This window comes from Nocardioides ungokensis (assembly GCF_013466985.1).
GTDB lineage: Bacteria > Actinomycetota > Actinomycetes > Propionibacteriales > Nocardioidaceae > Nocardioides > Nocardioides ungokensis.
This window is the reverse complement of sequence record NZ_CP059164.1, coordinates 2906510-2920367: the sequence shown is the minus strand read 5'-3', so window position 1 is coordinate 2920367 and position 13858 is coordinate 2906510. Positions and strand designations below refer to the sequence as shown.

Below are 13858 nucleotides of genomic sequence, written 5' to 3'. Positions count from 1 at the left end.
GACCGGTCCCGGTCAGGCAGCGGGGTCCAGCGGGGGCTCGACCGCCGCGATCCGCGTGGTGCGCAGGCTGAGCACCAGCAGGACGGCGAAGAGGGACGCGTCCACGACGATCACGACGGTGAGCAGCTGCTCGAAGGTGGTGGTGAGCAGCCCCACCCCGACCAGGACGACGAGCGCCAGCCACACGAGCAGCACCGAGCGGTGCGCCTGCCGGGCGAGCACGGCGTACACCAGCAGCTGGAGCATCGAGAGGACCGTGCCGAGCACCGCGAAGACGGCCAGGTTGTCGGAGATCTCGGTGTAGTCGGAGCCACCGACGAAGACCAGCGCGAGGCGCGGGAAGAGCGCCGCTCCGAGCGTGACCGCGACCCCGATGCCGGCGACCAGGCCCAGGCTCAGGGTCAGCGCCTGGCGGCGCTCGCCGATCGTCGACATCGACGGGAAGGCCACGACGACCACGAACTGCGGCAGGAACAGCACCGCCTTGGTGAGGATCAGGCCGCCGGCGTAGAGGCCGGCGTCGTGCTCGGGCAGGACGTTGCGCGCCACGATCACGTCGACGTTCGACAACGCGAAGAAGGCCAGCAGCACCTGGGAGTTGCGGAAGATCTCGACCATCACCGACCGGAAGCGATGGGTCTCGCTGCTGATCCCCGGCTCGCGCTCGCGGCGCAGGAACCACCACCCGGCGGCCACCGGCGCGACCGCGCCGATCGCGGTGCCGACCAGCGCGCTCGTCTCCGTGGGGTGCCACCAGATCAGGGCGGTGCCGATCACCAGCCTGGGCACGCCGCTGAGCACGTAGAGCACGGACAGCTCCCACCAGCGGCGCTCGCCCTGGAGGATGCCGGCCTGCCCACCCATCACCGTGAACGGGATGGAGGCCACCGCGACGAGGGCAGCGGTCGGCAGGCTGTCGAGGCGGAGCAGCGCGTCGAGCAGCGGCGAGAGGACAAGCAGCACCGCGGCCAGCGCCAGCGCGGCACGCCAGGTGACGCCGAGGATGGTGCTCTCGATCTGCGCGACGTGGTCGGGGTCGGCAGAGATCCGTCGCGCCGCCGTGGCCTGGAGCCCGAGCTGCAGCACCGAGATCACGAGCAGGGTCGCCATCAGGCCGGCCAGGGCGCCGTACGCCGGCGGCCCGAGCAGGCGAGCAGCGATCATCGTGAAGCCGTAGGTGGCGACGTTCATGATGCCCATCGCCACGGCGATCGATCCGCCACCGCCCAGCAGGGAGCTCAGACGGCCGGATCGGGAAACCACGGGTGGAGCGTAGTGGTCGCCCGGGCACGCCACGTCACTGCGGCGCGCACTCGGGGGTGTCTCGCACCCTAGACTCCGGCAGGTGAACCTCCTTGGTGCCGTGTTCCGGTCGATGCGGCCGAAGCAGTGGACCAAGAACCTCCTGGTGGTCGCGGCGCCCCTTGCTGCCGGTCAGATCACCGACGCCGGGGTGCTCTGGCCGACCCTGGTCGCGTTCGTGGCGTTCTGCCTGGCCTCGTCGGCGATCTACCTCGTCAACGACTGCGCCGACCGGGACGCCGACCGGCTGCACCCGCGCAAGCGGCACCGCCCGATCGCGGCCGGCGAGCTGTCGGTGCGCGCCGCGCTCGCGGCCGCCACCCTCCTGGGCGCGGTCAGCATCGCGGCCGGGTTCCTCACCACGTGGCAGCTCGGGACCCTGCTCGTGGCCTACCTCGCGACCCAGGTCCTCTACTCCTGGCAGCTGAAGAACGAGCCGGTGCTCGACCTCACCATGGTGACCGGCGGGTTCCTGATGCGCGCCGTCGCCGGTGGTCTCGCCGCCGGGCTGCCGATCTCGGACTGGTTCCTGTTGGTCGCGGGCTTCGGCTCGCTGTTCATGGTCGCGGGCAAGCGCTACTCCGAGCTGCACACGCTGGGCAGCGAGGCGGGCACCCGGCGCTCGCTGGTGCGCTACACCGACACCTACCTCCGGTTCGTGTGGAGCATCGCCGCCGCCGCCACGATCACGGCGTACTGCCTGTGGGCCTTCGAGAACGCCGGCACCTCCTCGGTCCCGTGGCACACCTTCTCGATCGTGCCCTTCGTCGTCGGCCTGCTGCGGTACGCCGTGGACATCGACGCCGGCGAGGCGGCCGAGCCCGAGGACATCGTCTGGGGCGACCGGCTGCTCCAGGCGGTCGGCGTGATCTGGCTGGTGCTGCTGGTCCTGGGGGTCATGGATGTCTGAGCTCCGCACGCTGACCGGTTGGGGCGGCACCGCCCCCACCGTCGCGGCCACCCTGAGGGCGACCGGCTCCGAGGTCGTGGCCGCGGTGCGGCAGGCCGGTCCGCGTGGCCTGGTCGCCCGTGGCCTCGGCCGCTCCTACGGCGACCCCGCGCAGAACGCCGGGGGAACGGTGCTCCTCCCCGTCCCGGGCCCGATCGACGTGGACCCGTCCACGGGCGTCGTCCGGACCTCGGCCGGGACCAGCCTGCACGACCTGATGGTCGAGCTGGTGCCCCGCGGCCTCTTCCTGCCGGTCACGCCGGGGACCCGCTACGTGACCGTCGGCGGGGCGATCGCCTGCGACGTGCACGGGAAGAGCCACCACGTCGCCGGGACCTTCGGCCGGCACGTGGTGTCGCTGGAGCTGGTCACGGCCGACGGGAGCACCAGGACCATCGGGCCCGACCGCGATCCCGAGCTCTTCTGGGCCACGGTCGGCGGGATGGGACTGACGGGCGTCATCACCCGGGCCGACCTGCGCACCATCCCGATCGAGACGTCGTACATGTCGGTGACGACCACCCGGCTGCCGGACCTCGACGCGGCCCTGGACGCGATGCGGGCGACCGACCAGGGCTTCACCTACTCCGTTGCCTGGATCGACACACTCGCCCGCGGCCGGCACCTCGGGAGGTCGGTGCTCTCACAGGGCGAGCACGCGACCCGTGCGGAGCTGGCCGGTCGCGCCGCCCAGCGACCCCTCGTGCCGCCGGGCAACCCCCGGCTCGCGGCGCCGCCGCACGTGCCGGGAGGGCTGGTCCGGCCGGCGACCGTGCGCGCGTTCAACGAGGCGTGGTTCCGCAAGGCGCCTGCCCACCGGGTCGGGGAGATCCAGCCGATGCCGGCCTTCTTCCACCCGCTCGACGGGGTCGCGGCCTGGAACCGGCTCTACGGTCCGCGCGGGTTCGTGCAGTACCAGTGCGTGGTGCCCGACGACGCCGAGGAGACGATGGCGCGGATCGTCGAGCGGATCGCCGGCGAGGGGCACGCGTCGTTCCTCTCCGTCCTCAAGAGGTTCGGCCCCGGCAACGAGGGTCTGCTGTCCTTCCCCATGGCCGGGTGGACCCTCGCCCTGGACCTGCCGGCGCATCCGGGGCTGGCCGACCTGCTCGAGTCCCTCGACGAGCTCACCGTGGCCGTCGGGGGTCGGGTCTACCTGGCGAAGGACGCCCGCCTCGGAGCTGCCCGGCTGCGCGAGATGTACCCCCGGCTCGACGACTTCCTGGACGTACGCCGGCGGGTCGACCCCGCGGGCGTCTTCCAGTCCGACCTGTCGCGGCGCCTCGAGCTGTGACCCACGTGAGGGAGAGACGATGATCAACGCGCTCGGCCAACCGCAGACGGTGCTCCTCCTGGGAGGGACGAGCGACATCGCGCAGGCCGTGGTCGCCGCGTGGGCACGGACCTGCCGGCCGCTCGTCGTCCTGGCCGCCCGGCCGGGTCCGCGGCGCGACGCCGCCGCCGCGCGGACGGCCGCCCTGGGGTTGGGCGTGGACGTGGTCGACTTCGACGCGGAGCAGACCGACGAGCACCCGGCACTCATCGACGCCGTGGCCCGCAAGCACGACATCGACGTCGCGGTGGTCGCGTTCGGGCTCCTCGGTGACGAGGAGCAGGCCTGGCAGGACCACGACGCCGCGGTGGCGCTGGCCCGGGTGAACTACGTGGGGGCGGTCAGTGTCGGCGTCTGCCTGGCCGAGGTGATGCGCCGCCAGGGCCACGGCATGATCGTGGCGCTGTCGTCGGTCGCGGGGGAGCGGGTGCGCCGCTCCAACTTCGTCTACGGCTCGACCAAGGCCGGCATGGACGGGTTCTACCTGGGGCTGGGCGAGGCGTTGCGCGGCAGCGGGGCCGGCGTGCTCGTCGTCCGTCCCGGGTTCGTGCGCACGAAGATGACCGAGGGTCGCAGCCCGGCCCCGCTCTCCGTCACCGCCGAGCAGGTGGCCGACGCCGTGGTGGCCGGGGTGGCCCGCCGCGCGGAGCTGGTCTGGGTCCCCACCGCGATGCGGGGCGTGATGTCCGGGCTGCGCCACGTGCCGCGGCCGCTCTTCCGACGCCTTCCCCTCTGACGGACCCGCCGACGTGGTCACCAGGTACCTGCCGCGTGTGTGGGCGGTGCTCCTGCCCGTGCTGCTGCTGGGTCCTGCCCTCGGGCACGGCTACGTCCTGACCTACGACATGGTCTGGGTCCCGGACCTCGCGCTGCGCTCTGACTTCCTGGGCCTCGGCACCGGCCTGCCCCGGGCGGTGCCCTCCGACGCCGTCGTGGCGGTGCTCGACGGCGTGGTGCCCGGGATGCTGCTGCAGAAGCTGGTGCTGCTCGGGGGCCTGGTGCTGGGCGCGTTCGGGATCCAGCGCCTCGTCGAGGGCACTGCGGTGGCCCGCTGTGCAGCCGTCAGCGTCTTCGTCTGGAACCCGTTCGTGGTCGAGCGCCTCGAGATGGGCCACTGGCCCGTGCTGCTCGGGTACGCCGTGCTGCCGTGGCTGGTGGTCGAGGGTGCCAGGTTCCGCCGGGACGGACGGCTGGGACCACTGCTGCTCCTGCTGCTGCCGCTCGGCTGCCTCAGTGCCGGTGCCGCGCTGGTGTCCAGCCTGGCCCTGCTCGTCACCGGGGTGTCCGGCGACATCTCGGCCGGGCCGGGCTGGTCCTCGGTGCCTGCCTGGCCGGGAACGCACCCTGGCTGGTCGCCGGCCTGTTGCACCTGTCCATCGCGACGTCGACCCGGGCGGGGTCGGTCTTCGGGCTCGCGGACGAGGGGGCGCTGCCCGGGCCGCTCGCCGCGCTCTCGCTCGGCGGGATCTGGAACTCCGAGGTGGTCCCGGCCTCTCGCGACAGCCTGCTGCTCACCGTGCTGGCCACCGCAGGAGTGCTCGCGGCTGCGGGCGCCGGCGTACGCCCGCTGTGGCGCCGGCTCGGGGCCCGCACCGCGGGGGCGCTCGTGGCCCTGTGGGTGGTCGGGTACGCCGCGGCCGTCCTCACGTGGGCCGCGCCGGGCGCGGCGGGTGGCTGGCCGTCCACGTGCCCGGCGGCGGCCTGCTGCGGGACGGGAGCCGGGCGCTGGCCCTGTGCGCGCCGCTGGTCGCGGCGCTGGTCGGCGCGGGTGCGGAGCGGCTCGCCTCGCGCTGGCGCGAGCGTGGGCCCCGTGCCCTGGTCGCGGCCGGCGTGGCCTTCCTGCCGTTGGCGCTGATGCCGGACGTCGCGTGGGGCCTGGACCACCACCTGGTCCCGGTGACCTACCCGGCCGACTACGCCGCGGCCCGCGAGGATGTCGAGGCCGCGGACGTCCCGGGGGACCTGCTGGTGCTGCCGTTCACCAGCTACCGCGCCCCGGAGTGGAACGGCTTCCGCAAGGTCCTCGACCCCGTCGGCCGCTACCTGACCCCGAACTACCCTCCAGCGACCAGCTCAGCGTCTCCGGCCGGGTGCTGAACGGTGAGGACCCGCGGGTGCCCGCCGCGCTCGAGGCGCTGCACCTGCCCGACCCGGCCTCCCGGGCTCGTCGCCTCGGTCAGCTCGGCATCGGCCTGGTGGTCCGCGAGCACGGTGTGGCGACCACCCCGGAGTACGACGCCCCGGTGGCCGGCACCACCGTCCACGCGGGTCCCGAGCTGGACGTCGTCCGGATCGACGCGCCGGTCCGACTGCGCGAGATCCCGGCATCGTGGAAGGCGGCCGTGGGCTTCGCCTGGACGGCGTTCGCGCTGCTGCCGGTCGCCGGCCTGTCTACCGCGGGTTGGCGAAGGTGGCGCCGAAAAGCAGGTTCCCGCCCGCCGGGATGATAATTTTCGTGGTGGAGAGGGAGGAATCCATAGTGCAGCCATTTCTGTTGTCCGTCGTCGGCGTGGTCGTCGGCGGAACCCTGGCCGGCGTCACCCTGATCGGAGTCATCCAGTCGCAGACTGATGGCCCCGCCCAGTCGCCGGCCAATGTCAGCAACCCCGTCATCGACTACGGCACGGGTCAGTAGCCGCCGAACCCCTACCTCATTCCTCGACGGCGTCCTGGCTGTCGACCTTCTCACCCCGCATCGCCGACGCCACCACGTGAGCGAAGGCGCCCTGCGCATGTCCCCAGGTGAAGCGGTCGCTGTGACGGCGCGCGCCCGCGGCGAGCTCGCGCCGGCGGTCGGCGTCCCGCAGCAGGTCGCCGATCGCGGCGGTGAACTGCGCGGGGTCCTCCACGAGGACCCCCGAGATGCCGTGGGCGATCGACTCCCGGGTGCCGCCGGCGGCGGAGTACGCGACGGTGGGTGTGCCGTGGGCTGCTGCCTCTCCGACGACGAGGCCCCAGCCCTCCTTGACCGACGGCAGGGCCATCAGCCACGACTCCTCGTAGATCTCCTGCTTGCGGACCTCCGACACGTGACCCTCGAAGACCACCAGGTCGCCCGCGTCCCTCTCGTCGACGTAGCGGCGCAGCTCGGCGTCCCACCAGCCGCTGCCGACGATGCGCAGCCGCAGGTCGGGGAACTCGGATCGCAGCTCGAGCACCGCGTCGACGGCGTGCTCGACCTGCTTGTGCGGCACCAGCCGGCCCACGACGCACACGGACGGGTGCGCGGTCTTCCTCGCGTCGACCGACACGACCGGGTCGGTCCCGTTGTGCACGACGGCCACCCGGGGTCCCCGGACGCCGAGGCCCCTCAGCTCGTCGCGGGTCGCGCGCGAGACCACGACGTACTGCTTGCGGCGGTAGAGGTACGGCGCGAACCGGCTCTCGATCCACCAGCCCACCCGCCCGGTGAGCCCCGGGTAGACGACCGGCCACTGCTCGCGGTGGACGTGGTGGACCAGCACGATCACCGGACGACGCGTGACGGTGGCCGAGAAGAACGGCAGCCCGTTCTGCACGTCGACCACGGCGTCGACCCGGCCGAGGCGGCGGCTGGCCAGGAGCCACATGCCCTGGAGGTAGACCGAGAGCTTCGACCCCCGGCGGACGAAGCGCACGCCGTCGACCACCTCGACCGGCGCCCCACCGGCGTAGGCCGCGCTGAACACGGTGACCCGGCAGCCGCGCGCGGCCAGGCCGGCCGCCATCTTCTCCAGGTAGCGCTCGGCGCCGCCGCCCTCGGGGTTGCCGGTGTCGCGCCAGCTGAGGAAGACCACGTGGCGGCCGGAGAGCTCGCGGGCATCGGTCGTCGGCACGCGGCGAGGCTATCGCGGGCCCGGGATAGGGTCTGCGCCATGCGGAACAGGTCCACGTCGCCGGGGCGGCCCTGGTCGCCGGACCTGCGGCGCTCGGTGCGGCTCCTCGGCGAGTTCCGGCACGAGCAGACCGACCCGGACCGCTTCTACTCCGCGATCGCGGACGACTCCGTCGGCCAGCTCTCGACCTACCTCGACCTGGCCGGCAAGACGGTCCTCGACGTCGGCGGCGGGCCGGGCTACTTCCGCTCGGCGTTCCGCGCCGCCGGAGCCGACTACTGGGCGCTGGACGCCGACGTCGGCGAGCTGGCCGGGACCGGCCGGATCGCCTCGGGCACAGTCGTGGGTGACGGCATGAACCTGCCGTTCCGCGACGACAGCGTCGACCTCTGCTACTCCTCCAACGTGCTCGAGCACGTCTCCAGCCCGTGGACGATGGCCGACGAGATGCTCCGGGTCACGCGGCCCGGCGGCATCGCCTTCATCTCCTACACCGTCTGGTACGGCCCGTGGGGCGGCCACGAGACCGCGCCGTGGCACTTCCTCGGCGGGATGCGGGCCCGGCGGCGCTACCTGGCCAGGCACGGGCACGAGCCGAAGAACAAGTACGGCGAGTCGCTGTTCCCGGTCACCGTCCGGGCGGGACTGGCATGGGCGCGGCGCCAGCACGCGGGCGAGGTGCTCGACGTGCTGCCGCGCTACAACCCGCGCTGGAGCCAGTGGCTGGTCCGGGTCCCGGTGCTGCGTGAGCTGATCACCTGGAACCTCGTCATCGTGGTGCGGAAGGCGTGAACCCTGAGCAACGGCCGGTGCGGGCGCTGGCCACGTCGCGCCTGCGCATGTGGGGGTACGCCGCCGTCATCACCGCGCTGGCCTTCGCCCAGTCGGCGGGCCGGATGGTGGCCGACACCAAGTTCGACCTCGTCACCGCCCCGGGCAAGTTCCTCTCCGGTGGGCTGCACCTGTGGGACCCCCAGGCGGCGTTCGGCCAGCTGCAGAACCAGGCCTACGGCTACGCGTGGCCGATGGGCCCGTTCTTCTGGGTCGGCCATCTGGTGCACCTGCCACCGTGGGTCATCCAGCGGTCGTGGTGGAGCCTGCTGCTCTCCCTGGCGTTCTTCGGCATCGTCCGCCTCGCCCAGCGCCTGGACCTCGGCTCGCCGGCAACCCAGGTGCTGGCCGGCTTCGCCTTCCTGCTCACCCCCCGCATCACCACGCTGCTCGGGGGGTGTCGGTCGAGGTGTGGCCGATGGCCGTCGCGCCCTGGGTGCTGCTGCCCCTGGTCACCGGAAGCCAACGCGGCTCGGTACGCCGGGCCGCGGCGCTCAGCGCCCTCGCGGTGGCGACCTGCGGGGGAGTGAACGCGGTCGCGGTCGCGGCCGTGCTCCCGCTGGGGGTGGTCTGGCTGCTCACCCGGGCACCCGGGCCCCGGAAGTGGCCGCTGCTCGGCTGGTGGGTGCTGTTCACCGGACTGGCGACCGCCTGGTGGTCGGGCCCGCTGCTGCTGCTCGGCCGCTACAGCCCGCCGTTCCTCGACTACATCGAGAACGCCACCATCACCACCGTGCCGACCGGGCTGGCCCGGACCCTGCTCGGCACCTCGGACTGGGTCGCCTACTTCGCCGGCATCGACTACCCGGCCGGCCAGCACCTGGTGACCACGCCGTTCCTCATGGTCGACGCGGCCGCGGTCGTGGCCCTGGGACTGGTCGGCGTGGCGTTGCGCGGCAACCCGCACCAGCGTTTCCTGACCATCGGGCTGCTGGTCGGCGTGACCCTGGTCGGCTTCGGCTACTCCGGCGACCTGGCGGGGTGGTGGGCGGCCGACCGGACCGGCGCCCTCGACGGCGCGTTGGCCCCGTTCCGCAACCTGCACAAGTTCGACGTCGTGCCCGGATCCCGCTGGTGCTGGGGATGGCCTACGCCCTGCAGCAGATCCCTGCGCTCTTTCGCGGCGTGGGTGCCCGCCCGGCCCTGCGCGCCGTCCAGGTCGCGACCGTGCTGGCCCTGGTGGCGCTGGCGCTGCCCTGGGCGCAGGACGAGATCGCGCCGCGCGCGGGCGTCACCGCGGTGCCGCGCTACTGGACCGCCGCGTCGGACTACCTCGCCCAGCAGGGCGACGGCTCGACCTCCCTGGAGCTGCCGGCGTCCGCCTTCGGCGTCTACGACTGGGGCAACGTCCACGACGACGTGATGCAGGGGCTCGCCGACAGCCCGTGGGCCGTGCGCAACGTGATCCCGCTGGCCCCTCCGGGGAACGTGGTGTTCCTCGACGCGGTGACCCGGGTGGTGGAGTCCGGGCACCCCAGCGACACGCTCGCGTCGTACCTCGCGGCCAACGGGGTCAGCCGGATCGTCGTCCGCAACGACCTCGACCGCTTCCAGACCGGGACCCCCGACCCCGCCTACGTGCAGAGCGTGCTGGCCGCCTCGCCCGGGATCACGCTGGCGCACTCGTTCGGGCCCAAGGTGGGGTCGCGGTCCTACACCTACACCGACGGCGGCACCCGGCTCGTCTCCGGGACCGGCCTCGCGGTCCGCACCGGCTCGATCGACGTCTACGACGTGGAGCCCAGTTCATCGGCCCGGCTCACCAGCAGCCCCGAGGTGCTGGTCGGCGACCCGGCGAGCGGCCTGCGGCCCGGGCTCGACGGCTCCGCGCAACGGGTCCTCGCCGAGGACTCCCGTGGCGACGAGTCGGGTCAGGTCCTCACCGACGGCTCCCGGCGCCGCGAGATGAACTTCGCAGCCGTCCGCTGGAACGAGTCGGCCACCCTCGGCGCGACCGACCCGTGGCGGCTCCACGGGCCGGAGCACGACCACCGCTTCCTCGCCGACCCCGACCGCTGGCAGACGACAGCCGCGTGGAGCGGCGACGTCAGCGGCGTCGCGGCCAGCAGCTCCGAGGCGTACGCCGACGCGCTCCCGCCGCTCCAGATCGGATCCCACCCGGGCGCGGCCCTCGACGGCGACCCCGCGACCGCCTGGCGGTCGGCGCGACAGATCGACCCGACGGGCCAGTGGTGGCAGGCGACCTTCTCCCGGCCGCAGGACCTCGCCCGGGTCACCGTCACGCTCGCGCCGGACTCGGCCGCCGTGCCTCGCCTCCAGCTGACGGCCGGCCGCTCGTCGCGGCAGGTGGACGCCCCGAAGCCCGGCGAGTCGCGGACCTACGAGCTCGGCTTCAAGGACGCCGACCTCCTCCGCATCACCGCCGCCGGCCGCAACCTGAGGCTGCCCGGATCCCTGGCCATCGCGGAGGTGCACGTCCCTGGCGTGCAGGCCCAGCGCTACCTCGAGCTGCCCGCGCCCGACAAGCGCTACCCCCTCGACGCGGTGTCCCTGGCCCGGGACACCGACCGCGCCGCCTGCGTGATGGTCGGGCACGCCCTGCCGTGTGACGACGCGCTGGTGGCACCGGGCGAGGACGGCGACACCCTGGCCCGCCGCTTCACCCCGGCGTACGCCGCGAGCTACGACCTCAGCGGCACCGTGTCGCTGCGGCGCAGCACCACCGTTCCGCAGCTGCTCCTCCGCTCCGGGGTGAGCGCGACGGCGCCCGGTCGGGTCGGCGACGTCGCGGAGGGCCCGCTGGCCATCGTCGACGGCGACCGGGCCACGACCTGGCTGGCCCGGGGCTCCCATCCGCAGTTCCGGGTGCGGCTGCGGCACGTGACGCCGCTGAACGCACTGACGGTGCGGCTAAACCCGCGGGCGGCCGCGTCGAAGCCGACCCGGCTGGAGGTGTCCAGCGGCGGGCGCAAGCGGGTCGTGCAGCTCGACGAGGACGGCCGTGCCCGGCTGCCCGGCTGGCGCACCGATGCCTTCCGGGTGCGGGTCCTGGACAGCGACACGGCCTACTCGGTGGTCGGGCGGCAGTTCGTCGAGGCGCCCGCCGGCATCAGCGCGCTCCGTCTCAACGGCCACCCGCTCAACCCCGGTGCCGCGGACCCGCGCACGTTCGGATGTGGCACCGGCCCGGTGGTCAGGATCGGGGGTCAGGTCCGGCGGACACGGCTCCGGGTGGACACCAAGACGCTCGTCCGGGGACAGAGCGTGCCGTTCGAGGTCTGCGGCCGAGCCGAGGTCCCCCTGGTGGCCGGACCGACCGACGTGGTCGCCCGCCCGTCCCGCCTCTTCCGCGTCGACACGCTGCTCCTGCGCCGGACCGGCGCGGCGGCTGCCGGCCCGACCCAGCCGGTGTCGGTGGAGCGCGACGCGCGGGGCACGCCGGTGTCGGTCACGGTGCCGGACCGGCCGGACGCGTCCCTGTTGAGTCTCGAGCAGAACTTCAACGAGGGCTGGACCGCGACCTGGCACGGCAAGGAGCTCACGGCCCAGCGGGTCGACGGCTGGAAGCAGGGCTGGCGGCTCCCCGCCGGTGCCTCCGGGACGGTCGCCCTGAGCTTCGCCCCGGCCAGGACCTTCTCGGGCCTCCTCGTCGTCGGCGCGGTCCTGATGGGCGTGTGCGTGCTGGCGCTGGCGTGGTCCTGGCGGCGCGAGCGACAGGGGCGTCAGGGGGTGCAGCGCCCGGCGCTGCGGACCGGGAGGCCGGGCCTGCTCGACGTCGCCGTCGCCCTGGCCGCAGGCGGGCTGCTGTGCGGCTGGTGGGGACTGGGCGGCATGCTCGCCGCCATCGGGCTGGGCCTCGGTGTCCGCCGCTTCCAGGGGTGGCCGCTGCTCGCCGCGGTGTCGCTGCTCGTGGGGAGCCTCGCGCTGGTGTGGAACCCCATCACCGACCGGACCTGGGCGGTGACCTGGAGCCAGGGCTGGAGCCTGGGCGCGGTGTGCTGCCTCGTCGCCGCCCTGGCGTCCCTGCGGCGCGCGGACAAGCCGCGGACACCGGCCTCGCCGGCGAGCGCTCAGGAGGCGGGGGAGATGGTGCCGACCGACATCGCCCGCAGGCAGACCGGTTCAGCGCCGGCCGGGGTGTCCAGGACCACCGAGTCGTAGCTCCCGATCGCGGGCATCAGCAGCACGTGGTGGCCACGGAACAGGCGGGTGTGTGAGCGCTCGCCCGAGATCGTGATCTCGATGTCGGTGGTGGCGGGCGCGACGTACTCCAGGCGCAGGAACCACCCGATCCCGATCACCGGCCCGTCGAGCCGCCACCGGCTGGTGCCTGGCCACGTGTGCCCGAAGCAGGAGCGCGGGAGGCGCGAGACCTGGTGCCGGACCGGGTGGAAGCGGATCGCGCGGAACACGCCTCGGTCGTCGACGACCGAGGCGTCGTCGGTGGTGATGGTGCGCGCGGTCAGGCCGTGCCCGATCGGCCGGAACATGTGGCTGTAGGTGTTGGTGGGATAGGCGAGCGGGGCCCACACCCAGCGCGGGGTGGGTTGGTCGAGCAGCTGCGTGCCAGGGTGCTCCCGGGCCGACTGCTCCACGTGGGCGTAGTAGGCGCGGGGGCTGGTCGTGGTCAGGTTGCGCAGCGGGAAGCGGTCGGTGCTGACGGTGGCGAGGACGACGAACACCACGCAGGAGCCGACCGCCACCGACCTGGTGTCCACGGCCCAGGTCGCGGGCACCGGCTCGGCGCACTCCCGGGCTCCGGCCACCGGCAGGAACGCCAGCCCGACCGCCAGCGCCAGGGCCAGCGCCGCCTCGGTCTGGAAGCGGTAGTCCAGGGCGATCTGGGGTCCGAAGTAGATGGCGCGGCTGGTCGCGATCAGACCGGCGTTGGCCGCGAGCAGCGACGCCGGGAGCAGCCAGGCCCGGAGCCCGCGGCGCCGGGTGACCGCCGACGCGAGGACGAGCACCGCCAGGACGCCCCAGCCGAGCAGCAGCACCAGCTGGGAGGGCTGGGCCTCGTTCTGGGTCACGTCCGAGACACCCCAGTGCAGCGGCCCGCCGACGGCGGCGGAGCCGAACGCCGTGCCGACCATGTCGCGCACCACCGCGAAGAGCGGGCGGTGGGTGACTGTCCGGGCGTCGAAGTTGAGCGCCCACGGGACGTAGACCGCGAGGTAGGCCGCCAGGAACGCCCCGTGCGCCACGACCGCCGAGCGGTAGCGGCGCCACAGCTCCGCGCACCGCTCCGGGAAAGTGCCCGAGCAGAAGTAGAGAAGCGCCACCAGCCACAGCAGCAGGAAGGCGAGCACGCTGCGTTCGACGAAGGCGAGGCCGAGCGCGATCCAGGCGAGGCTGCGGACCAGGCTCCCGGTGCGCGGCTCGCGGAGGTGGTCGACGAAGGCGTCGAGGGCCAGCACGGTGGCCAGCAGCATCGGCAGCTGGTTGACCCGGCGGCCCACCAGATCGTCGCCGGCAGGAGCACCGGCGAGAAGAGGAAGGCCACCAGGGGGACCAGGACGGCCGGACGCCGGCCGAACAGCCGGAGCAGGAGGCGCAGGAAGGCCAGGCCCAGGCCGGCGAAGAGCACCACCATCTCGGTGGCGGGGATCGTGAAGTCCAGCGGGTCGATCCGGGCGTTGATCCAGCACAGGAGGGTGCTGGCCGGCA

11 protein-coding genes and 1 pseudogene are annotated in these 13858 nt (G+C 73.6%); 9 read left to right on the top strand and 3 right to left on the bottom strand.

What is annotated here, in order from left to right; translation table 11 throughout:
- Positions 1-12: 12 nt before the first annotated feature.
- A complete protein-coding gene (locus tag H0S67_RS14405) occupies positions 13-1263 on the bottom strand; it encodes an oligosaccharide flippase family protein (RefSeq protein ID WP_246354748.1) in 1251 nt (416 codons plus the stop codon).
- Between the two features lie 82 nt (positions 1264-1345).
- On the opposite strand from H0S67_RS14405, the gene H0S67_RS14400 reads away from it, so the two are divergent.
- From H0S67_RS14400 to H0S67_RS14375, 6 genes are all read left to right on the top strand, one after another.
- Positions 1346-2212, top strand: a complete 867-nt coding sequence (locus tag H0S67_RS14400; protein WP_246354747.1) for a decaprenyl-phosphate phosphoribosyltransferase — start codon at positions 1346-1348, stop codon at positions 2210-2212.
- Positions 2205-3545 (top strand): FAD-binding protein, encoded by a 1341-nt coding sequence (dprE1, locus tag H0S67_RS14395; RefSeq protein ID WP_180933608.1) that lies wholly within the window; start codon positions 2205-2207, stop codon positions 3543-3545. The genes H0S67_RS14400 and dprE1 overlap by 8 nt, the downstream gene beginning before the upstream one ends.
- 19 nt (positions 3546-3564) lie before the next feature.
- The gene (gene dprE2, locus H0S67_RS14390) at positions 3565-4320 is read left to right on the top strand and encodes a decaprenylphospho-beta-D-erythro-pentofuranosid-2-ulose 2-reductase (RefSeq protein WP_180933607.1); all 756 of its coding nucleotides are present in this window, start codon (positions 3565-3567) and stop codon (positions 4318-4320) included.
- Between the two features lie 911 nt (positions 4321-5231).
- Positions 5232-5681 (top strand): hypothetical protein, encoded by a 450-nt coding sequence (locus tag H0S67_RS14385; protein ID WP_180933606.1) that lies wholly within the window; start codon positions 5232-5234, stop codon positions 5679-5681.
- The gene (locus H0S67_RS14380) at positions 5675-6031 is read left to right on the top strand and encodes a hypothetical protein (RefSeq protein ID WP_180933605.1); all 357 of its coding nucleotides are present in this window, start codon (positions 5675-5677) and stop codon (positions 6029-6031) included. The genes H0S67_RS14385 and H0S67_RS14380 overlap by 7 nt, the downstream gene beginning before the upstream one ends.
- An 8-nt stretch (positions 6032-6039) precedes the next feature.
- Positions 6040-6219, top strand: coding sequence for a hypothetical protein (locus H0S67_RS14375; protein WP_180933604.1), 180 nt, complete (start codon positions 6040-6042; stop codon positions 6217-6219).
- 16 nt (positions 6220-6235) lie between these two features.
- Here the strand turns inward: H0S67_RS14375 and H0S67_RS14370 are convergent, their stop codons facing one another.
- The gene (locus H0S67_RS14370; protein WP_180933603.1) at positions 6236-7399 is read right to left on the bottom strand and encodes a glycosyltransferase family 4 protein; all 1164 of its coding nucleotides are present in this window, start codon (positions 7397-7399) and stop codon (positions 6236-6238) included.
- A gap of 39 nt (positions 7400-7438) precedes the next feature.
- On the opposite strand from H0S67_RS14370, the gene H0S67_RS14365 reads away from it, so the two are divergent.
- The 3 genes and pseudogenes from H0S67_RS14365 (at position 7439) to H0S67_RS14355 (ending at position 12352) form a co-directional block, all read left to right on the top strand.
- Positions 7439-8191: a class I SAM-dependent methyltransferase gene (locus H0S67_RS14365; RefSeq protein WP_180933602.1), complete on the top strand. Its 753-nt coding sequence runs from the start codon at positions 7439-7441 to the stop codon at positions 8189-8191.
- A gap of 47 nt (positions 8192-8238) precedes the next feature.
- Positions 8239-9230, top strand: a pseudogene (locus H0S67_RS28250) (alpha-(1->3)-arabinofuranosyltransferase domain-containing protein); the annotation flags it as partial.
- 83 nt (positions 9231-9313) lie between these two features.
- Positions 9314-12352, top strand: a complete 3039-nt coding sequence (locus tag H0S67_RS14355) for an alpha-(1->3)-arabinofuranosyltransferase domain-containing protein (protein ID WP_180933600.1) — start codon at positions 9314-9316, stop codon at positions 12350-12352.
- On the opposite strand, the gene H0S67_RS14350 is transcribed toward H0S67_RS14355, so the two are convergent.
- Positions 12262-13650: a hypothetical protein gene (locus H0S67_RS14350; protein WP_180933599.1), complete on the bottom strand. Its 1389-nt coding sequence runs from the start codon at positions 13648-13650 to the stop codon at positions 12262-12264. The two genes, H0S67_RS14355 and H0S67_RS14350, sit on opposite strands and share 91 nt — an antisense overlap.
- Positions 13651-13858 lie beyond the last annotated feature (208 nt).